Source organism: Kitasatospora sp. NPDC057518 (assembly GCF_042802075.1).
In the GTDB taxonomy this organism is placed as follows: Bacteria; Actinomycetota; Actinomycetes; order Streptomycetales; family Streptomycetaceae; genus Kitasatospora.
Genome location: NZ_JBHVEU010000018.1, coordinates 22,662 through 43,269, shown reverse-complemented (window position 1 = coordinate 43,269; position 20,608 = coordinate 22,662). Strand labels below are relative to the sequence as shown.

General features: G+C 74.6%; 17 protein-coding genes. 14 read left to right on the top strand and 3 right to left on the bottom strand.

Annotated features, from left to right (window positions below):
* Positions 1-48: 48 nt before the first annotated feature.
* A complete protein-coding gene (locus tag ACFU7Z_RS03655) occupies positions 49-1,056 on the bottom strand; it encodes an ATP-binding protein (RefSeq protein ID WP_380775709.1) in 1,008 nt (335 codons plus the stop codon).
* Between the two features lie 216 nt (positions 1,057-1,272).
* Between ACFU7Z_RS03655 and ACFU7Z_RS03650 the strand changes: the two genes are divergently transcribed.
* Positions 1,273-2,163 carry an oxidoreductase gene (locus ACFU7Z_RS03650; protein WP_074001781.1) on the top strand — a complete coding sequence of 297 codons (891 nt, stop codon included), beginning with the start codon at positions 1,273-1,275 and terminating at the stop codon, positions 2,161-2,163.
* Positions 2,164-2,544: 381 nt separating this feature from the next.
* Here the strand turns inward: ACFU7Z_RS03650 and ACFU7Z_RS03645 are convergent, their stop codons facing one another.
* Positions 2,545-3,342 (bottom strand): HAD family phosphatase, encoded by a 798-nt coding sequence (locus ACFU7Z_RS03645; protein ID WP_049660070.1) that lies wholly within the window; start codon positions 3,340-3,342, stop codon positions 2,545-2,547.
* 839 nt (positions 3,343-4,181) lie between these two features.
* Here ACFU7Z_RS03645 and ssd point away from each other — a divergent pair.
* The 7 genes from ssd to ACFU7Z_RS03610 all read left to right on the top strand — a co-directional run bounded on the left by ssd (position 4,182) and on the right by ACFU7Z_RS03610 (position 10,080).
* Entirely contained in the window at positions 4,182-5,306 is a 1,125-nt protein-coding gene (ssd, locus tag ACFU7Z_RS03640; RefSeq protein WP_074001780.1) for a septum site-determining protein Ssd, read from the top strand.
* Positions 5,306-6,643 (top strand): TadA family conjugal transfer-associated ATPase, encoded by a 1,338-nt coding sequence (locus ACFU7Z_RS03635; RefSeq protein WP_079271966.1) that lies wholly within the window; start codon positions 5,306-5,308, stop codon positions 6,641-6,643. The genes ssd and ACFU7Z_RS03635 overlap by 1 nt, the downstream gene beginning before the upstream one ends.
* Positions 6,644-6,794: 151 nt before the next feature.
* A complete protein-coding gene (locus ACFU7Z_RS03630; protein WP_380775715.1) occupies positions 6,795-7,829 on the top strand; it encodes a type II secretion system F family protein in 1,035 nt (344 codons plus the stop codon).
* A gap of 152 nt (positions 7,830-7,981) precedes the next feature.
* A complete protein-coding gene (locus tag ACFU7Z_RS03625; RefSeq protein WP_380775707.1) occupies positions 7,982-8,602 on the top strand; it encodes a type II secretion system F family protein in 621 nt (206 codons plus the stop codon).
* A gap of 53 nt (positions 8,603-8,655) precedes the next feature.
* Positions 8,656-8,949 carry a DUF4244 domain-containing protein gene (locus ACFU7Z_RS03620; RefSeq protein WP_082346309.1) on the top strand — a complete coding sequence of 98 codons (294 nt, stop codon included), beginning with the start codon at positions 8,656-8,658 and terminating at the stop codon, positions 8,947-8,949.
* A 190-nt stretch (positions 8,950-9,139) separates the two neighbouring features.
* Positions 9,140-9,565, top strand: a complete 426-nt coding sequence (locus tag ACFU7Z_RS03615; RefSeq protein WP_380775713.1) for a TadE family type IV pilus minor pilin — start codon at positions 9,140-9,142, stop codon at positions 9,563-9,565.
* Complete coding sequence (locus ACFU7Z_RS03610) at positions 9,553-10,080, top strand: Rv3654c family TadE-like protein (protein ID WP_380775705.1); 528 nt, start codon at positions 9,553-9,555, stop codon at positions 10,078-10,080. Before ACFU7Z_RS03615 ends, ACFU7Z_RS03610 begins: the two co-directional genes overlap by 13 nt.
* Here ACFU7Z_RS03610 and ACFU7Z_RS03605 read toward each other — a convergent pair.
* On the bottom strand, positions 10,075-12,504 hold the full coding sequence (locus ACFU7Z_RS03605; RefSeq protein ID WP_380775703.1) for a DEAD/DEAH box helicase: 2,430 nt from the start codon (positions 12,502-12,504) through the stop codon (positions 10,075-10,077). The genes ACFU7Z_RS03610 and ACFU7Z_RS03605 overlap by 6 nt on opposite strands.
* A 221-nt stretch (positions 12,505-12,725) precedes the next feature.
* Between ACFU7Z_RS03605 and bldG the strand changes: the two genes are divergently transcribed.
* The 6 genes from bldG (at position 12,726) to topA (ending at position 20,597) form a co-directional block, all read left to right on the top strand.
* Complete coding sequence (gene bldG / locus ACFU7Z_RS03600; protein ID WP_049659132.1) at positions 12,726-13,067, top strand: anti-sigma factor antagonist BldG; 342 nt, start codon at positions 12,726-12,728, stop codon at positions 13,065-13,067.
* A 160-nt stretch (positions 13,068-13,227) separates the two neighbouring features.
* Complete coding sequence (locus tag ACFU7Z_RS03595) at positions 13,228-13,647, top strand: ATP-binding protein (RefSeq protein WP_049659131.1); 420 nt, start codon at positions 13,228-13,230, stop codon at positions 13,645-13,647.
* Positions 13,648-14,033: 386 nt separating this feature from the next.
* Positions 14,034-14,810 (top strand): hypothetical protein, encoded by a 777-nt coding sequence (locus tag ACFU7Z_RS03590; protein WP_380775701.1) that lies wholly within the window; start codon positions 14,034-14,036, stop codon positions 14,808-14,810.
* Positions 14,811-15,088: 278 nt separating this feature from the next.
* On the top strand, positions 15,089-16,621 hold the full coding sequence (locus tag ACFU7Z_RS03585; protein WP_380738362.1) for a methyltransferase: 1,533 nt from the start codon (positions 15,089-15,091) through the stop codon (positions 16,619-16,621).
* Between the two features lie 245 nt (positions 16,622-16,866).
* Positions 16,867-17,325 (top strand): DUF3592 domain-containing protein, encoded by a 459-nt coding sequence (locus ACFU7Z_RS03580; RefSeq protein WP_117488501.1) that lies wholly within the window; start codon positions 16,867-16,869, stop codon positions 17,323-17,325.
* Between the two features lie 389 nt (positions 17,326-17,714).
* A complete protein-coding gene (gene topA / locus ACFU7Z_RS03575; RefSeq protein WP_074001774.1) occupies positions 17,715-20,597 on the top strand; it encodes a type I DNA topoisomerase in 2,883 nt (960 codons plus the stop codon).
* Positions 20,598-20,608 lie beyond the last annotated feature (11 nt).

Genomic DNA, 20,608 nt, shown 5'->3' with positions numbered 1-20,608 from the left:
CTCCCGGAGCGGGGGAGGTCGCGGCCCGTTCGGCGGCGGTGGTGGGGGTCAGGCGCGGGCGCCCGCCGGGGCGGTGCGCGTGTCGCCGTCCGCGAACCCGCCCAGGACGAAGTCCTCGTCCACCTGGGTCGCGAGGTCGATGCCGACCTTGGAGTTGGCCCAACTCTCCGCGTTGCGGCGGTGGAAGAGCACCGCCTGCTCGGTGTAGCGGCGCGCGTCCCGCCGCCCGTACGCCGCGTCGGCCTCGATCCGCAGCTCCTCCAGCACGGCCCGGTCGGCCGTCTCCAGGGACTTCAGCGGCGGTTCGGCGCCCTGCTCCAGGCGGCGCACCCAGTCCGACTGCCGGAAGGTGGTGAGCAGGTCGTCGCCGACCTCGCGGCGCAGGAAGGCCAGGTCGTCCGGCCCCTGCACCTTGTTGCCGACCACCCGCAGCCGCACGCCGAAGTCGCGGGCGTAGTCCTTGTACTGGCGGTAGACGGAGACGCCCTTGCGGGTCGGTTCGGCGACCAGGAAGGTCAGGTCGAAGCGGGTGAACAGGCCGGAGGCGAAGGAGTCCGAGCCCGCGGTCATGTCGGTCACCAGGTACTCGCCCGGGCCGTCCAGCAGGTGGTTGAGCAGCAGCTCCACCGCGCCGACCTTGGAGTGGTAGCAGGCCACCCCGAGGTCCTCCTCGGTGAACGCGCCGGTCGCCAGCAGCCGGACCGAGCCCTCGTCCAGCGCGATCGGGCGGGCGCAGGCGGCGTAGACCGGGTTCTCCTCGACGATCCGCAGCAGTCGCGAACCGCGGCCGGGCGGCGTGGTTTTGATCATCTCGTCGGAGGAGTGGATGAGCGGGTTGCTGCCGCGCAGGTACTCCTTGATCTCCGGCAGGTGCCCGCCCAGTGAGGGCAGGGCTGCGGCCTGATCGTCCGTCAGGCCCAGCGCGGGGCCCAGGTGCTGGTTGATGTCGGCGTCCACGGCGACGACCGGCCGGCCCAGGGCTGCCAGGTGGCGGATGAACAGCGCGGACAGCGTGGTCTTCCCGCTGCCGCCCTTGCCGACGAAGGCGATCTTCATCTGGGGACTCCGGCTCTCGCTCAGGGCCCTCGCTGCGGGCCGTCCGCCCAGGGGCCGCGCGACGCGCTCCCTAGTTGGAAATCGTTATCGTCTCCGATAGTGGCCATGCTAGCCGGGGTTTGGGTGTCGCCGGGGGCGGGAAGTGAGGATTGCCTCTAACGGGTGATGCGGGGTTGCTGTTCCGGGAGGGGCGGCCCGTTCATTACTCTCGGGTAGGTGAGCACTGGAACTGATCCCCTCGCCCCGCTGGCCCAGCTCCCCGGGGTGCCCGACGCGGTCGCCGAGGTGCGCAAGGCCGTCGACCGGCTCTACGGCCACCGGGTGATGCGCCGCCGCGCGGCCGAGGTCACCTCCGAGTCCGCGCTGCGCGGCGCCCGCGCGTCGGCGGCCCTGGCCGGGGCCGACTGGCCGCTGGAGGAGGTCCGCCGCCGCAGCGACTTCGGCGCGGACCCCGAGGCCCGGACGGTCGGCGCGGCCCTGCGGATCGCCGCCGAGGCCGGCCAGCTGCTCAGCATCTGGCGGCACTCGCCGCTTCAGGTGCTGGCCCGGCTGCACCTGCTCGCGGTCGGCGACGGCGATCCGGCCGCCGGTCGCCCGCGGCGGGCCGGGGAGGGCGCGGAGGTGCTGTTCCCGCAGGAGCTGGAGCCGGTGGAGAGCGTCGAGGTCGAGGCCGTCGACGGGCCGCCGCCCGTGCTGCCGCCCGCTCCGGGTGCGGAGGAGGTCGCGGCCCGGCTCGACCAGCTCTCCCGGCTGCTGGTGGCGCGCGCGGAGGGCCAGGGCGTGGGCACGCCGGCCCTCGTCGTGGCCTCGGTGGTGCACGGCGAACTGCTCGCGCTGCGGCCGTTCGGCGCCCACAACGGCGTGATCGCGCGGGCCGCCCAGCGGATCGTGCTGATCGCCGAGGGGCTCGACCCGAAGTCGATCTGCCCGGCCGAGGTCGGCCTGGCCGAGCTGGGCACCGCCGCCCACCGCCGAGCCCTGGCCGGCTACCTGGCGGGAACCCCCGAGGGGATGGCGGCCTGGATCGCGTACAGCGGTCGGGCGCTGCGGCTCGGGGTGCGGGAGAGCACGGCGGTCTGCGAGGCGATGCAGCGCGGGATGGTCTGAGCGCCCCTCTCGGGACGGCGCGCGCGCCCCGAGAGGGGGCGCGCGGAGACGAGGATGCGGCGGCACCTGCTCCTGCCGGGTGCCGCCGCTGGTGCAGATACCGGGTGACCATGCATGCACCGGAAGTGCCGATCAGACGGGGATCCTGCCCGTTCGTCTGGTCCGGCGGCCCGACAGCGGGTCGGCTGCATGTGGGTGCCCGGATATCTGTACGTGCGGTCCGTGGGGCCTGAACTGCGTTGTCGGTTTGACCTCTTAAGGTCCTGACCGGGTCTCGCGGGCCGTGCTTCATTTGTATCGCGTTTCGGGGGAAAGGGGAACCCGAAAAGAGAAGTCTGTCCCGATTGACCGTTTTGTCCAAGGACTGCCGGGCCGCCCGCCTCAGGCGAGGGGGCGCCTCCGGCGGGCCAGGTACCAGATCACCCCGGCGGTCACCACGGCCGTCCCGACCGCCACCGCGGTCAGCACCGAGCCGCTCGGGGCCGAGAACTCGGGCAGTCGGCGCCGCAGTTCCACCGGCTTGTCGAAGACCAGCACCGGCCACTCCCGGGCCTGCGCCTCCTTCCGCAGCGCGCGGTCCGGGTTGACCGCCGACGGATGGCCGACCGCCTCCAGCAGCGGCAGGTCGGTGGAGGAGTCGCTGTAGGCGAAGGAGGCGGCCAGGTCGTAGCCCTCGGTCGCGGCCAACTCCCGAATGGCCGCGGCCTTGTTCTCGGCGTAGGCGTAGTACTCGATCTCGCCGGTGTAGCAGCCGTCCTCGACCTGGAGCCGGGTGGCGATCACGTGGTCCGCGCCGAGCAGCCGGCCGATCGGCTCGACCACCTCGGAGCCGGAGCTGCTGACGATCACCACGTCCCGGCCGGCCGCGTGGTGCTGCTCGATCAGCGAGGCCGCCTCGTCGTAGATGATCGGGTCGATCAGGTTGTGCAGGGTCTCGGCGACGATCTCGCGGACCTGCTGGACGTTCCAGCCCCGGGTGAGCGCGGAGAGGTACTGGCGCATCTTCTCCATCTGGTCGTGGTCCGCGCCGCCGACCAGGAAGACGAACTGGGCGTACGCGCTGCGCAGTACGGCCCGACGGTTGATCAGTCCGCCCTGGTAGAAGGGGCGGCTGAAGGCCAGTGCGCTCGACTTGGCGATGATGGTCTTGTCGAGGTCGAAGAAGGCCGCGGTGCGCAGCCCGCCGGGTCGGGGGCGAACGGGCGGGCGGAGCTCTTCGGGCCCGGTGGCGTCGCCCTGGGACTCGTCGGCGTAGTCGTCGGCGTTCTCGGTGGTGTCCACGGGAACCGAGGATAGAGGGAGCCGCAAAAGACCCCGCCATTCGGCGTACTCGCGGGCGTGCGGGTTTGTGTTTCTGGCCGCTCGGGTACACCATGGAAGTCACGGATCGTTCGCGACCGTGCTAACCCGGTCCGGCTCCTCCCCCCCGAGCCGGGCTGTGGATAGACGACCCCCGCTCTCCCCCCCGGCGGGGGTCGTCGCACGTCCGGGGCCATTTTCAGGGCTTGAACGCCCCTCGCCGCGGGTGCGCCGCCGTCGTGTCGACGGCTTACAGGGGGTGTCGCCACTCCGGCCCGTCGATCGACTTTCGTCACTCTGTGTCGCCATTTGCTCATGCCCGTCGAGGATCGAACGGCTGGTTCCGATCGGTGGTGCGAGCCCGTTCGGAAGCCGTTCGGAAGCGGTGTCCGGAAGGCGGCGGGTGGAGGTCGGGAGAACGGCTGAACGGGACGGGGCGGGTCGCCGGTTCATCTCGGTGACCCCCTTTCGTCAATTCTTCGCCGAATAGCCCCCCGCCCGGGTGAACGTTTTCCTCCACAGCACACGAGTTATCCACAGGCAATCGGAACCCGGATGACGAAATCCGGATCTCCCCCCACCGTGATGACCGGCGGCGGTCGCCGGGCAGGGCCTCACCCCCTTCCTCCCTCAGAGGCCTGTCGGGCGGCCGTCCGCCGGAACCGTCCGACGTGCGCCGTCGGCCACCCCGGTGGCCGGCTGCGCGGAGGGGAGCAACCATGTCGACGCCGATCGCCGACCACATCACCGCCGAGGGCCCCGCGGTCGCCGGGCCGCTCGTCGTCACCGAGGACGAGGGCCTGGCCGAGCACCTGCTGCGGATCTGCGCGGCGGCGGGCACCGAGCCGAGGCTGGTCCGGGGCGCGCCGCCGACGCGGGACCTCTGGGAAGGGGCCTCGCTGGTCCTGGTCGGGGACGACCAGGCCGTCCGCTGCTCCGGGCTGGGGCGGCGCGGCGGAGTGCTGCTGCTCGGGCTGGACCTGGACGACCCCGGGGTGTGGGTCAGAGCCGTCCAACTCGGGGCCGAGCACGTGCTGTTCCTGCCCGACGCCGAGGCCTGGCTGCTCGACCGGATCGCCGACGCGGCCGAGGGCGTCGGCTGCCCGGCGGTCACCGTCGCGGTGCTCGGCGGGTCCGGCGGGGCCGGGGCCTCGACCCTGGCCTGCGCGCTGGCGGTCACGGCCGCGCGGGCGGGCCGGCGGACGATGCTCCTGGACGGCGATCCGCTGGGCGGGGGCCTCGACATCCTGCTCGGCGGCGAGCGGGTCAGCGGGCTGCGCTGGCCCGATCTGGCCGGCTCCCGCGGGCGGGTCAGCGGGGCCGAGCTGGCCCGGGCGCTGCCCGCGCTCAAACGGCTCTCCGCGCTGTCCTGCCTGTCCTGGGACCGCGGCGACACCCTGACGGTGCCGCCGGAGGCCATGCGCAGCGTGCTGGCCGCCTCCAGACGGCGCGGCGGGCTGGTGGTGGTCGACGTGCCCCGGCACCTCGACGCGGCCGCCGGGCAGGCGCTGGAGCAGTCCGACCTGGCGCTCCTGGTGGTGTCGGCCGAGCTGCGCGCGGTGGCCGCCGCCGACCGGGTCGCGGCGGCGGCCCGGATGCGGCTCGGGGACGTCCGGGCCGTGGTGCGGCCGGTGCGGGCCGGCGGGCTCCCGGCCCGGCAGATCGTCCGCGGGCTGCGGTTGCCGCTGGCGGGGGAGCTGGAGCCGGAGCCGGGCCTGGCCCAGGACGTCGTGAAGGGCGTCCCGCCCGGAAGCCGGGAGGGCGGCCCGCTCGCGCGCTTCTGCGCGAGCTTCCTGACCGAGGTGCTGCCGCCGGTGCCGGTGGCCGGAGGAGGTGTGTACTGATGGTCCGTCTGCGCAGAACGGTCCTTCGGAGCGGATCGCCCGGTCCGGGCGGCGGTGCGCGGGAGCACCGGCCGCTGCGGAGCGTGCCGCCGCCCGGCGGGCCGCCGGAGCCCGGGCACGGGCCTTGTCCGTACGGTCGTACGGCCCGCGAGCAGCGGGCGGCGGCCCTGGTGGACGCGGTCCGGCTGCGGCTGGCCGAGTCGGGGGCCGCCCCGACGGCAGGCTCGGTCGCGGCCGCGCTGCGGGCCACCCGCCCGCCGCTCGGCGGGGACGAGGTCCTGGACACCGTGCGCTCGCTGCGCGCCGAACTGGTGGGTGCGGGCCCGCTGGACCGGCTGCTGGCGGCGCCCGACGTCACGGACGTCCTGGTGAACGGTCCGGACGAGGTGTGGGTCGACCGTGGCGGCGGCCTGCAGCGAACCACCGGAGTCCGTTTCGCCGACGCCGAGGCGGTGCGGCGGCTGGCCCACCGGCTGGCCACGGCGGCCGGCCGGCGGCTGGACGACGCCCGCCCGTGGGTGGACGCCCGGCTGCCGGACGGCACCCGGCTGCACGCCGTACTGCCGCCGATCGCGGCCGGCTGCACGCACATCTCGCTGCGGGTCTGCCGCCCCCGGCCCTTCACGCTCGACGAGCTGGTGGCGGGCGGGTCGCTGCCACCGCAGGGTGCGGAGCTGCTCGCGGGCATCGTGCGGGCCCGGCTGTCGCTGCTCGTCTCCGGCGGGACGGGCTCGGGGAAGACCACGCTCCTGTCGGCCCTGCTCGGTCTGGTCGGGCCGGACGAGCGGATCGTGCTCGCCGAGGACTCCGCCGAGCTGCAACCGGCCCACCCGCACGTGGTCCGGTTGCAGAGCCGGCCTCCCAACCAGGAGGGGCTGGGCGAGTTCACCCTGCGGGACCTCGTCCGCCAGGCGCTGCGGATGCGTCCGGACCGGCTGGTGATCGGCGAGGTCCGCGGGCCCGAGGTGTCGGACCTGCTGGCCGCGCTGAACACGGGGCACGAAGGCGGCTGCGGCACGGTCCACGCCAACACGGCGGCGGACGTGCCGGTCCGGCTGGAGGCCCTGGGCGCGCTCGCGGGCCTCGACCGGACGGCGCTGCACGGCCAACTGCGGGCCGCGCTCGATGTGGTGGTGCACCTGGTCCGCGATCCGGGCTCGGGACGGCGCCGGGTGGCGGAGATCCACACGCTGGCCGGGGCCGGTGACGGGTCGGCCGTGACCACACCCGCGGTGGCCTTCCCGGCGTCCGGTGGCCTGAGCCCCGGTGCGGGGTGGGAGCGGCTGGTCGGGCTGCTGGCGGCGCGCGGGGTGTCGCTCGGGCGGGGGCGCCCGTGATCGCGGTGACGGTGGCCGGGCCGGTGGGCGCGGACGTGCGGGTGGTGGAAGTCGCCTTCGCCCTGTTGGTGAGCGGGTGCGCCGTGGGAGCCCTGGTGCTGCTCGGCGGCGCGGGCCGGAAAGACCGAGGTCAACGGAGGTGGGTGAAGTGATGCAGAGTCAGCTCGCGTTCTGCTGGGTGCTGGCGTTGTTCCTGGTGGCCGTCGCCGCGTGGCGTGCGGTGCAGGAGCAGTTGCCGGGCGGGCAGCGCTCCAGGCTGGTGCTGGCGGGCAGCGGGCCTCCGGTGCGGGGGCCCGGCCCGGAGATCGAGGTGCGGTCCTGGGTCAGGGGGCGGCTGCCGGGCTTCCTGGTTCCCGAACTGCTGCTCCTTCCAGTGGGGTTGGCCGCTGGGCAGGCCACCGCCTCGCCGGTGCCGGTGCTCGTGGCCGCGCTGGCCGTCCTACCGCTGCGCAGGTGGCGGCTGCGGCGCCGCCTGGCGGTGGAGGCCCGGCACCGGGCCGCGGCCGTGGTGGAGCTCTGCGCGGGCCTGGCAGGGGAGTTGCGCGGTGGTGCGACACCTGAACAGGCGCTGCACCTGGTCACCGCGCGGCTCGCCGCCGACCCGGAGGGGCTGCGCAGGCTCGGCGAGGAGCCGGTGGCCAGACTGGCGGCGGGCCGTTACGGCGGGGACGTACCCGCCGCGCTGCACCTGCTGGCCGAACTTCCGGGCGGCAGTGGGGCCGCGGCCGTCGCGGCCTGCTGGCGGGTGGCCGAGGGCAGCGGATCGGGGTCGGCCGATGCGCTGGACCGGGTCGCGGAGGCGCTGCGCGGCGAGCGGGCGCTCGCGGAGGAGATCGCCGGGGAACTGGCAGGACCGCGCGCGACGATCGCCGTCCTGGCCGCGCTGCCGGGCGTCGGGCTGCTCCTCGGTGCGGCGCTCGGTGCGCACCCGCTGGAGGTCCTGCTGCACACCCCGGCCGGGCTGGGCTGCCTCGTGGCGGGGGCGGTCCTGGAGGGGCTGGGCGTGCTCTGGACGGCACGCATCGTCCGGGCGGCGGCCCACGGCGCGCTGGAGGCGCCGGCTGGGCGGGGTGGGCGGTGTGCGGCCCCAGGTCGTGCGGGGCCCGCTCTTCGGCCGGGCGAGCGGAACCGCGGGCTGTCGCGGGTGCGCGCACGGGCGCTCGGGGTGGAAGCGGGGGCGAGGTGATGCGGGGCATCGAGTGGGCGGCTTTCGCCCTCACGGCAGGCGTGGTTGCTGCGGGGTGGGCGTCGGTGCGCGGCCGGGTGAGACGCCGACGGGTACTCGTCCGGGCCTGGGGTGGAGAGGGGATCGGAAGGCGAACCAGGGCTGCTGCCTTGGTGGTTGAGCGTCGCCGACGGCTGTTGGTGGCGGGCGTCGCCGGGATCACGGCGGCGGTGCTGCTCGGTGGCGGCCCCGGGCTGGCCGTCGGGGTGCTGCTCGCGGTGGGTGTCCATCGCTGGTCGGCCCGGGTGCGCTCGCCGGCCGATCGCAGGGCGGCCCGCGAGGAGGAGCTGCTGACCAGGCAACTCCCGCTGGGCGCTGAGCTGTTGGCGGCCTGCCTCGGCTCGGCGGCGCTCCCCTCGGAGGCCGTGTCGGCGGTGGGTCGGAGTGTGGGGGCGCCGCTGGGGCCCCGGCTGGCGGCGATCGGGGCCGAACTGGCCCTGGGCGCACCGCCGGAACTGTGCTGGCACCGCCTGGGCGAGCAGCACCCGTCGCTGGCGCCGCTGGCTCGCTGTCTGGAGCGCAGCAGCCTCGGCGGCGTCCCCGCCGCCGGCCCGCTGATCGGGCTGGCGCAGGGGCAGCGCACGGCGGCCGCCCGCGCGGCCCACACCCGGGTCCGCCGGGCCGCGGTGCTCGCCACCGCGCCGCTGGGGCTCTGCTTCCTCCCGGCCTTCGTCCTGATTGGCGTGGTGCCGGTGGTCGTCGGCCTCACCAGCCGCTTCGCCGAGGCGATGTGAAGGATCGTCGGCCACATGAGCGGCCGTCGTACGTCGAGTGACAGGAGAGTTCCATGACTGCAGTGATCGCGATTCGGCCCGGTGCCGGGCGTCCGCTCCGCCCGTTGGCCGAGGAGTGGCGGCGGAGGAGCCACCGGTCGGCCCGTCGGGTGCGCTGGGCAGCCCGCCGGGTCCGCCGGGTGGCGCGCCTCCGGGGCCGCTCGGACGCCGGGATGACCACGGCCGAGTACGCCGTCGGGACGCTGGGCGCGTGCGCCCTCGCGGCCGGGCTGTACAAGGTGGTGACCAGCGACGCCATCACCGGTGCGCTGACCGACATGCTGGTACGGGCGCTCCATGCGACCTGAGGCCGGCTGCCGAACTCCCGCTGGTGGGCCGCCTTCGGCCGGTGGACCCCTGGCGGCGGGCGCACCCCGTGGGGCTGCCTCCGGTCGTCGGTGGCCCCCGGCCGGGCGGTCGGGAGGAGGTTCTGTCCCCGTCTCGCGAGGCACGCGCCCCGGCGGCGCTCCGCCCGTGCTCCGGGCAGGCGGCAGGGGCCTGAGAACGGGCCCAGGCCGGGCGTGGTCGCTGCGCCCGGGGCGGCGCGGCGACGCGGGCTTCGTGACGGCGGAGACGGCGGTGGCACTGCCGGCGCTCCTCCTGCTCGCGGCGATGCTCATCTGGGGCGTGCTCGCGGCGGCCGCGCAGATCCGCTGTGTGGACGCCGCCCGGGTCGGCGCCAGGGCAGCCGCTCGCGGGGAGGCGGACGCCGCCGGGCTCGCCCGCGCGGCGGCCCCGCCGGGCGCACAGGTCCGGGTCGCCCTGGCGGCCGACACGGTCCGGGTCGAGGTGGAGGCGCCGTGCGCTGGGCCGGGCAGGCTCGGCGGGCTGCTCGCCGTCCGGCTCACTGCGGCGGCCGTGGCGGCCCGGGAGGACGTCCTGGTGGCGGGCGCGGAGGCAGGTGGTGGCCCGTGGCCGTCCTGACCGGGCTGCGGGAGGCGGCGGAGCGGCTGGCACGCGCCCGTGCGGCCCGAGCGGTCGCGGTAGGCGGCCGGGGGCCGGACGCCGGCTCAGCGACGGTCTGGCTGCTCGCCCTGGCGATGCTGGGCACGGCGGTGTTCGCCGGGACGATCGCGGTCGGCTCGGTGGTGGCCGCTCGGCACCGGGCCGAGTCGGCGGCCGACCTCGCGGCCCTCGCCGCGGCGGACCGACTGCTGCTGGACCGGGACGGCGGCTGCGCCCGGGCCGCCGGGATCGCCGCCGTCCAGGGCGCCGGGCTGGTGTCCTGTGCGGTCGACCGGTCGGCGGACGCCGTGGAGGTGGTGGCCGAGGTGGAGGTCCGCGGGCTCCCGGCCCGACTGCCGGTCGGCCCGGCGCGGGCGAGGGCTCGGGCCGGGCCGGTACGGGCCCCGGTCACCGGCCCCGAGGACGCGTCGGAGGGCGGGCCGGGCGGGGCTCCGGGCGGAGTCCCGAGTACTGCTCCGGGAGCGGCCTCATGAACTGGCTGGTGCCCCACCGTCCGGTCCCGGGACCGCTTCCGGTCCGTCTGCCTCCGGCCCGTCCGGCCCGTCCGGGGCCCCCGGCCCGTCGTCCGGTGCCTCCGTGGCTTCGGGTGCCCCGGCCAGCAGGACGTCTAGGAGCCGGACGGCGGCGGCCTTGTCCAGCGGGTCGTTCCCATTGCCGCACTTGGGCGACTGGACGCAGGACGGGCAGCCGCGCTCGCACTCGCAGGAGGCGATCGCCGTCCGGGTGGCCGTCAGCCACTGGACCGCCCGCTGGAAGCCGCGTTCGGCGAAGCCGGCCCCACCGGGGTGGCCGTCGTAGACGAACACGGTCGGCAGGCCGGTGTCCGGATGCAGCGGCACGGAGACGCCGCCGATGTCCCACCGGTCGCAGGTGGCGAACAGCGGCAGCAGCCCGATCGAGGCGTGCTCGGCGGCGTGGGCGGCGCCGGGCAGCTGGTCGGGCGGGATGTCCGCGTCGAGCAGCTGGTCCTCGGTGACGGTCCACCAGACCGCCCGGGTGCGCAGTGTGCGGGGCGGCAGGTCGAGCTTGGTCTCGCCCATGATCTCCCCGGTGGAGATCCGCTTGCGGAGATAGCCGACCACCTGGTTGACCACCTCCACCGAGCCGAAGCTGAGCCGGCCCTCGCCCCAGTCCACGGTGGTGTCGGTGTCGAGGACGGAGATGGAGGTGATGTCGCGGGCGGCCGTGGTGTACGGCGGGTCGGCCGGTTCGACCAGGGCGACGGAGTTCTCCAGGTCGAACTCCCGGACCAGGTAGGTGCGGCCCTGGTGCAGGTGGACGGCGCCGGTGTGGACGGTGGTGTGCGCGGCCGCGGCGTCCACCGTGCCGAGCAGCCGGCCGGTGTCGGCCTCGACGATCTGCACCGGGCTGCCGCCGCTGCCGCGCAGGTCCACCGCGTCGGCCGCGCGCTCGCGACGGGTCCAGTACCAGGAGCCGTCGCTGCGGCGGCGCAACAGGCCGCGCCGCTCCAGGACCGGTAGCAGTGGTGCGGTGGACGGCCCGAACAGCTCCAGGTCGGCGTCGGTGAGCGGGAGTTCGGCGGCGGCCGCGCACAGGTGCGGGGCGAGCACGTGCGGGTTGTCGGGGTCGAGCACGGTGGCCTCGACGGGGGCCGCGAACAGCGCCTCGGGGTGGTGCACCAGGTAGGTGTCCAGCGGGTCGTCCCGGGCGATCAGGACGGCCAGCGCGCCCTGGGCCTCCCGCCCCGCGCGGCCCGCCTGCTGCCAGAGCGAGGCCCGGGTGCCGGGGTAGCCGGCCATCAGGACGGCGTCGAGGCCGGAGATGTCGACGCCGAGTTCGAGAGCGGAGGTGGAGGCGAGGCCGAGCAGTCGGCCGGAGTGCAAGTCGCGTTCCAAGGCCCGGCGTTCGTCGGCGAGGTAACCGCCGCGGTAGGCGGCCACCCGTCCGGCGAGCGGGCGGCCGAGCTGGTCCTGGGCTTGGAGCGCGACGAGCTCGGCGGCGCGCCGGGAGCGCACGAAGACGACGGTGCGGGTCTCCCGTTCGACCAGCTCGGTCAGCAGGTGGGCGGCCTCGGCGGTCGCGGTGCGGCGCACGGGCGCGCCGTGCTCGCCGACGTTCTCGGTCAGCGGCGGCTCCCAGAGGCCGAAGACCATCGGCCCGCGCGGCGAGGCGTCCTCGGTGACGGCCACGGCGGGCAGGCCGGTCAGCCGCCGGGCGGTCGCGGCCGGGTCGGCGGTGGTGGCGGAGGCCAGCAGGAAGGCGGGTGACGAACCGTAACGGGCGCAGATGCGGCGCAGTCGCCGCAGCACCTGGGCGACGTGCGAGCCGAACACGCCCCGGTAGCTGTGGCACTCGTCCACGACCACGTAGCGCAGCGCCTTGAGGAAGGAGGACCAGCGGGCATGGCCGGGCAGGATGCCCCGGTGCAGCATGTCCGGGTTGGTGAGCACGTAGGAGGCGTACTGGCGGACCCACTCGCGCTCCTCGGGCGGGGTGTCGCCGTCGTAGAGGGCGGCGCGCACCCTCGGCGGGGCGAGTTCGGCGGCCCGGCGCCGCTGGTCGGCGGCGAGCGCCTTGGTCGGGGCCAGGTAGAGCGCGGTGGCGCCGCGGCCGTTGCGGGCCTCGGTGCCGTCCAGCAGGTCGCTGAGCACCGGGGCCAGGTAGCCCAGCGACTTGCCCGAGGCGGTGCCTGTGGCGATCACCACAGTCTGGCCGCTTTTGGCCAGGTTCATCGCTTCTGCCTGGTGCGCCCACGGCTGTTCGACCCCGACGGCACGAGCCGCGGCCACGACCTCCGGACGGATCGAGTCCGGCCATGGTGAATAACGCGCAGGTCGGGCGGGAAGGTGCTCCGTATGGGTGAGTCGGTCGGACCGCCCCCGGCCGGCGGCCAGGGTCGTGAGCAGTGCCTCGGGCGGGCTGTGTCGGGGCGGCATGAGGACCCAGTGTGTCACCGGCGTGACGGAGAATCGTCGTAAGCCATCGTGCGGGCATGGTCGCAGGTGGTTGAATGTGGCCGTGACGGCCGTATGGCCGTGGGTCGCAGCGCCGAGGCTTGCCACGCGTGGCTGGGCGCGCCCGGGCTCGCGACCATGCGGTGGCGGCCGTCCGGCCGAGGATCGCACATGACGTAGCAAGGCAAGGTGCTGGAGGTTCCGTGGACCTGTCCCTGTCGACCCGTTCAGTCGGCGATCGTACGGTCGTCGAGGTTGGCGGCGAGATCGATGTGTACACCGCCCCGAAGCTGCGGGAGCAGCTGGTCGAGCTCGTCAACGACGGCAAGTACCACCTCGTCGTCGACATGGAAGGCGTTGACTTCCTCGACTCGACCGGCCTCGGTGTGCTGGTGGGCGGTCTGAAGCGAGTGCGTGCCCACGAGGGCTCGCTGCGCCTCGTCTGCAACCAGGAGCGCATCCTGAAGATCTTCCGCATCACCGGCCTGACCAAGGTCTTCCCGATCCACACCTCGGTGGACGACGCGGTCAACGCGACCGACTGACGCGGCCGGGCCGGCCTGTGCGGCCGGCCCCGCTCGTTCTTCGCGTCCGGGTGCCCGGGTCCGTGTGGCCCGGTGCGTCCCCCGGGCGCCCCTGGGCCGGTTCCGCCGGCCCGCACGGGCCGGGTCTCCGGCCCCGGTCGGAGCACCCCGAGGGGGAGAGATGGCAACCGTCGAACTTCGATTCAGCGCGCTTCCCGAGCACGTGCGGACGGCCAGGCTGGTCGCCGCGGCCGTCGCCAGACGGGCCGGGGTCGACGAGTCGGTGCTCGACGAGGTACGGCTCGCGGTCGGCGAGGCGTGCTCCCGCGCGGTCGGACTGCACCAGCGCGGCGGCATCGGCGGCGCGGTCCGGGTCGCGCTGACCGATCAGGAGAAGCGTTTCCTCATCGAGGTCGAGGACGAGGCCGGCCCCGCCGCCGTCCCGGCCTCCGGCGACGCCGAGGGCGGCGAGCCGGACGAGGACACCCTGGGCCTCGCCGTGATCACCGGCCTGGTCGAGGACCTGGAGGTCACCAACGGCGCGGCCGGTGGCCTGATCCGGATGAGCTGGCCGGTTTCGGTCGCCTCCATCGCGGTCTGAGGCGCTGCCTCGACGTCTCCTCGCGTCCCCGCCGCCTCGCGGGCGCTTCCTCGCGCCCGAGAGCGGCCGGGGTCCTGTTCCCGGGCATGCGGTGACACAGCGCTGATCCCGGCGGTTCGCCGCGTCGCGGACGAGGACGTCCACGCGGATCCGCGCCGTGCGGCCGCCCTGGCCGCTCGCGCAGACCACCCCACCGCCGAAGCACCCCACCGCCGAAACACCCGGGCCGGGACGAGTGCGAGCGGGCCTGACCCGGGCCGGGGCGTCGAGAGGGCGGCCCCTGGAGGGCGGGGGAGCCGGGAATCGGGGGACGGACGAATCGGGGGACGGACATCGGCCGTGTAGGTTCGACGACCGATGACGACCGAACCGAAAGGCTTCTCCCGGTGAACAAGCGACTGCTGGCCGTACCCGCCCTCGGCGTGCTGCTCGCGTTCGGCGCCGTCGGCTGCGGCGGCGACGACAACAACAGCAAGCAGCTGGAGTCCTGGGCGTCGAACGTCTGCGGCGCTGCCAAGGACCCGATCGCCCAGGCGCAGACCGCGCTGGCCGACACCGGCCAGGTGAAGACCGGCGAGGCCCCGGCCGACCTCCAGAAGCGGCTCTCCACGGACATCGGGCGGCTGGCCAAGACCAACCAGGACATAGCCGCCGCCATCGACGCGGCCGGGGCACCCAAGGTGCAGGACGGCGCGGCCCTCCAGAAGGACACCGTCGAGGAGCTGAAGAAGGCGGCCGACGGGTACGTGGAGGTCCAGAAGAAGGTGGACGCGCTGCCCAACAACGACCAGGCCAAGTTCGCCGACGGGCTGCGCAGCGTGGCCGACCAGGTGCAGCAGCTGGCCTCGCTCTCCACCCAGGCGCAGAGCAAGCTCCAGCGCGGTGAGCTCGGCGCGGCGATGGCCAAGCAGGAGGGCTGCAAGCCGTCCCCGACCACCGCCCCGAGCGGCGGCGCCACCGGCGGTGCGGGGGCCGGCGCGAGCGGCACCCCGGCCCCGGGCGGCACGACCCCGGCGCCGGGCGCCACCGACACCCCGAGCGCCCCGGCCACCACCCCGGCGCCCGGCGCGACCGACGGCACGAGCCCGGCCGCGGCCGGTGCGACCACCGCTCCGGCCGCCCCGCCCGCCACCCCGGCGAACCCGGCCCCCAGCGCGAGCTGAGCCCGGGCGGACCGGACGGTCCGACGCGCCCGTCCCCGGTACCGGGGACGGGCCCGGTGACGGGGACGGCGAGCCGCCGCCCCCGGAGTCGCCGTCCCGCGAGTCGCCGTCCCGTGATCCGGCGCCCCTGCCACAGGCCCGCCGCTGAACGACTCGGTGCCCCCGGCAGGGCGGCGCGTGGTGGCTTCCAGGGGGCGCGCGAGGTGGTGCGGGCTTCCGTCCGCCGGCCGCGGGGCGCAGCGGCGGCCACCGGGTGGGTGGCGGGGGACAATGGCGGGGTGATCAGTAGCCCCGTTCTCGACCCGACCCGCCTCGCCAAGTTCCGCGAGGCGCTGCTCGCCGCCTCGTTCACCGCCGACGGCTGCCTGGACCTGCTCGGGCCCACCGGCTATTCGGCGTTGGCCCGCAGCGAGGCGGTCCCGGCGCTGCGGGCGACCCGCGGTGGCAGCCCGCTGGAGACGCTGGTGCGGCTGTTCCTGCTGCAGCAGCCGGTCCCGTACCGGGCGGCCGCCGCCGCACTGCCGGTGGAGGACTGCCTGGCGGACGGCTGGCTGCGCCCCGACGGCGATCTGGTGCGCGCCACCGTCGACGTCCGGCCGTACGCCAACGAGGTGGCCGGGATGCCCAGTTCGGATGCCTGGGTGGTCTCCGACCTGGGCTGCGCGGTGGGCGGTGCGGGCGGCATCGGCTCCGGTGAGACCGCGCACGGGGTGGCCCGCAAGGACCTGGTGCTGGGCGTCGGAGGCGCCTCCACCACGCTGGCCAACATCACCGTGCGCCGCCCCGTCCGGGCCGCGCTGGACCTCGGTTCGGGTTCCGGCGTGCAGGCGCTGCACGCGGCCCGGCACGCCGGGACCGTGACCGCCACCGACCTCAACCCGCGCGCGCTGCGCTTCACCGAGCTGACCCTGGCGCTGTCCGGTTTCGACAGCACCGAGGTGTCCGCCGGAAGCCTCTTCGAGCCGGTCGGGGAGCGGAAGTTCGACCTGATCGTCTCCAACCCGCCGTTCGTGATCTCGCCGGGCGGCCGGTTCACCTACCGCGACGGCGGCATGGCCGGCGACGACCTGTGCCGCGGCCTGGTCCGCTCGGCCGCCGACCACCTGGAGCCCGGCGGCTACTGCCAGCTGCTCGCCAACTGGCAGCACGTCAAGGGCGAGGACTGGCACGAGCGGCTGGCCGGCTGGGTCGCGGGCACCGGGCTGGACGCCTGGGTCGTCCAGCGCGAGGTCCAGGACGTGGCCCAGTACGCCGAGTTGTGGCTGCGCGACGGCGGCGACCACCGCGGCCCCGGCGGCGACTACCAGGCCCGGTACGGCGAGTGGCTGGACGCCTTCGAGGCGGGCCGGGTCGAGGGCATCGGCATGGGCTGGATCACCCTGCGGGCGGGCGGCGCCGAGCGTCCGACCGTCCGGGTGGAGGAGTGGCCGCACCCGGTGGAGCAGCCGCTCGGCCCGCACATCGAGGCCTGGTTCGACCGGCAGGACTTCCTCCGCTCGCACGACGACGCGGGCCTGCTCGCGGCCCGTTACGTGCTGGCCGACGAGGTGGTCCAGGAGCAGGTCGGCGCGCCCGGTGCGGAGGACCCGGAACATGTGATCCTGCGTCACAACCGAGGCATGCGGCGGGCCACCAAGGTGGACACCGTGGGCGCCGGCTTCGTCGGGGTCTGCGACGGGACGCTGTCGGCGGGCGAGATCGTGGACGCCATCGCGCGGCTGCTCGGCGAGGACCGGGTGGTCCTGCGGGACCGGGTGCCGGAGTCGCTGCGCCTGCTGACCGAGCAGGGGTTCATCGACCCGGTCCGCTGAGACCTGGTCCGCTGAGAACCGGTCCGCTGAGACCGGAGCCGCCGAGGCCCGCCCCGCCCGGGCCCGCCCCGCCGGGACCGGAGCCGCTGACCGCGGCGGGACCGGTTCCGCCGCGACGCGGCCGGTTCACCGGTCCGTACCCCCTGGTTCGTCCGACCGCCGCCGGGCGGCTGTCTCCCGTTGGTCCTCCGCTGTGAAGCTCTGTCCACAGGCTGTGGACAGAGCTGGGGAGCCGGGGGCCAGAGGTGGACACGACGACGGCGATGGTGGGCGGGTCGGTGCTCGCCCTCTTCGGTGGCGTGCTGCTGCTCTGGTGCGCTGCCGAAGTGGGCCTGCGCCTGCGGGTGCGCCGCCGGGGGGCGTCGGCGGTGGCCACCGTGGTGGCCGAGGACGACGTGCACGGCCAGCTGGACAGCGCGCCGCTGCTGTCCTTCTCGGTGCCGCCCTCGGTGGGCGGCTCCGGCGCGTGCGGGATCGCGGGGCTCGTGATCGCCCGCCCGCGCGGGCACACCCCGCTGCGCCGTCCGGACCGTTTCGCGCCAGGCGCCTCGGTGCGGATCTGTTACGACCCGCGGCGCCCGAGCCGGGTGGTGCTGGCGCCCGGGGAGGTCGGCCGGGCGGCCGTCGTCGACCTGCTGTGGAGCGTCCTGGGCGTGGGGTGCCTGGCGGCGGGCGCCGGGCTCCTGGTCGCGGTCGGCGGCTGAGCCCCGCACTCCGCGAGGGATCCGGGAGGGGCCGGCAGCAGATCCGGGGGCGGGCGCCCAGGGCGGATTCACGCCATCCCGCGCCGACCTGTCGATTTTCCGTTGACAGATCTTGAAATCCGTCATTCCATCCTCCGGAACCTGCCGAAGGCCCCCCTCCACGGGGCGCGAACCTCCGTCATCGGGTTACCGTTCGAGTGGCGTCGGTGAGGCCGGCAAGTGAAAAAGCGGGATCCGTCCGTTTGACAAGGGTGGCCGGGGTACGGTCACACTCCGCTGGTGGGGGTGTCGTGCCGCGGCAGCCCCGGGACGGTGGAGGGGTCGGGCGGAGCGCAGCCCGTGCGGCCGGCGCCGACCAGCCACATAAGGACCGGGAGAGAAGAGCGAAGGTGTCCCCGAGCAGCGAGACCGCGCACGGACAGCGACTCGTCATTGTCGAGTCGCCGGCCAAGGCGAAGACGATCAAGGGCTACCTTGGCCCCGGCTACATCGTCGAGGCGAGCGTCGGGCACATCCGCGACCTCCCCAGCACCGCGGCCGAGGTGCCGGACAAGTACACCGGCGAGGTGCGCCGCCTCGGGGTGGACGTCGATCACGACTTCGCGCCCATCTACGTGGTCAACGCGGACAAGAAGTCCCAGGTCAGCAAGTTGAAGTCGCTGCTCGCGGAGTCCGACGAGCTCTTCCTCGCCACCGATGAGGACCGCGAGGGCGAGGCCATCGCGTGGCACCTCCAGCAGGTGCTCAAGCCCAAGGTGCCGGTGCACCGCATGGTGTTCCACGAGATCACCAAGTCGGCGATCCAGGAGGCCGTGGCCAACCCGCGCGAGCTCAACCAGCGCCTGGTCGACGCCCAGGAGACCCGCCGCATCCTCGACCGCCTGTACGGCTTCGAGGTCTCGCCGGTGCTGTGGAAGAAGGTCATGCCGAAGCTGTCGGCGGGCCGCGTGCAGTCCGTCGCGACCCGCCTGGTGGTCGAGCGCGAGCGCGAGCGGATGGCCTTCCACACCGCCTCGTACTGGGACCTGGTCGGCACCTTCGGCACCGGCCGCACCCCGGCCGACGCGGCCAACCCGGAGACCTTCGGCGCCCGGCTGGCCGCCGTCGACGGCAAGCGGATCGCCAGCGGCCGCGACTTCGGCCAGGACGGCCGGCTGAAGGCCGCCAGCGCGAACACCCTGCACCTGGACGAGCAGGCGGTCCGTCAGCTGGCCGCCGCCCTGGAGCAGACGGCGTTCGCCGTCCGCAGCGTCGAGTCCAAGCCCTACCGCCGCTCGCCGTACGCGCCGTTCCGCACCACGACGCTCCAGCAGGAGGCCAGCCGCAAGCTGGGCTTCGGCGCGAAGCGGACCATGCAGGTGGCCCAGAAGCTGTACGAGAACGGCTTCATCACCTATATGCGTACCGACTCCACCACGCTGTCGGACACCGCGGTCTCGGCCGCCCGGGCGCAGGTCACCCAGCTGTACGGGGCCGACTACCTGCCGGACGCGCCGCGCACCTACGCCAGCAAGGTCAAGAACGCGCAGGAGGCGCACGAGGCCGTCCGCCCGTCCGGCGACCGCTTCCGCACCCCCGCCGAGACCGGTCTGACCGGTGACGACTTCAGGCTCTACGAGCTGATCTGGATGCGCACCGTCGCCTCCCAGATGAAGGACGCGGTCGGCCAGTCCGTCACCGTCCGGGTCGGTGGCACCTCCGCCGACGGCCGGGACGTCGAGTTCTCCGCCTCCGGCAAGATCATCACCTTCCACGGCTTCCTCAAGGCCTACGTCGAGGGCGCCGACGACCCGAACGCCGAGCTCGACGACCGCGAGCGCCGGCTGCCGCAGGTCGCCCAGGGCGACCCGCTGGCCGCCGACCGGATCACCCCGGAGGGCCACGCCACCAAGCCGCCGGCCCGCTACACCGAGGCCTCGCTGGTCAAGGAGCTGGAGGACCGGGAGATCGGCCGCCCCTCCACCTACGCGTCGATCATCGACACGATCATCCAGCGCCGGTACGTCTTCAAGAAGGGGACGGCGCTCGTCCCGTCGTTCCTCTCCTTCGCCGTGGTCAACCTGCTGGAGAAGCACTTCGGTCGGCTGGTCGACTACGACTTCACCGCCAAGATGGAGGACGACCTCGACCGGATCGCCGCCGGTGAGGCGAAGTCCGTGCCGTGGCTGAAGCGCTTCTACTTCGGCGAGGGCGAGGGCAGCGCCGCGGGCGGCGCCGCCGAGGCCGGCAACGGCGACGGCGACCACCTGGGCGGCCTGAAGGAACTGGTCACCGACCTCGGCGCGATCGACGCCCGGGAGATCAGCTCGTTCCGGGTCAGCGACGACATCACCCTGCGGGTCGGCCGCTACGGCCCGTACGTCGAGCGCGCCTCGACGGTCGAGGGCGAGCCCGGCCAGCGTGCCGACATCCCGGACGAGCTGCCGCCGGACGAGCTCACCGTCGAGCTGGCCGAGGAGCTGCTGGCCAAGCCCAGCGGCGACTTCGAGCTCGGCGCGGACCCGGTCAGCGGCAACATGCTGGTCGCCAAGGACGGCCGCTACGGCCCGTACGTGACCGAGATCCTGCCCGAGGGCACGCCGAAGACCGGCAAGAACGCGGTCAAGCCGCGCACCGCCTCGCTGTTCAAGACGATGTCGCTGGACACCGTCACGCTGGAGGACGCGCTGCGGCTGCTCTCGCTGCCGCGGGTGGTCGGCACCGACGCCGAGGGCGCGGAGATCACCGCGCAGAACGGCCGCTACGGCCCGTACCTCAAGCGCGGCACCGACTCCCGCTCGCTCACCGACGAGGACCAGCTCTTCACGATCACCCTCGACGAGGCGCTGGCGATCTACGCCCAGCCCAAGCAGCGCGGCCGGGCCGCCGCCGCCCCGCCGCTCAAGGAGCTGGGCAACGACCCGGTCAGCGAGCGCCCGGTGGTGGTCAAGGACGGTCGCTTCGGCCCGTACGTGACCGACGGCGAGACCAACGCCACGCTCCGCAAGGACGACGAGGTCGAGACCATCACGCCGGAGCGCGGGTACGAGCTGCTCGCCGAGAAGCGGGCGCGCGGACCGGTGAAGAAGGCGGCGAAGAAGGCCCCGGCGAAGAAGGCCGCGGCCAAGAAGACGACCACCGCCAAGACCGCGGCGACCAAGACCGCCGCGAAGAAGACCGCGGCGAAGAAGACCACCACCACCAAGACGGCGGCGGCGAAGAAGACGGCGGCAAAGAAGACCACCGCGAGCAAGACGGCGGCCGGCCAGGCCACCGCCACCGACGAGGGCTGATCCCAGGTCAC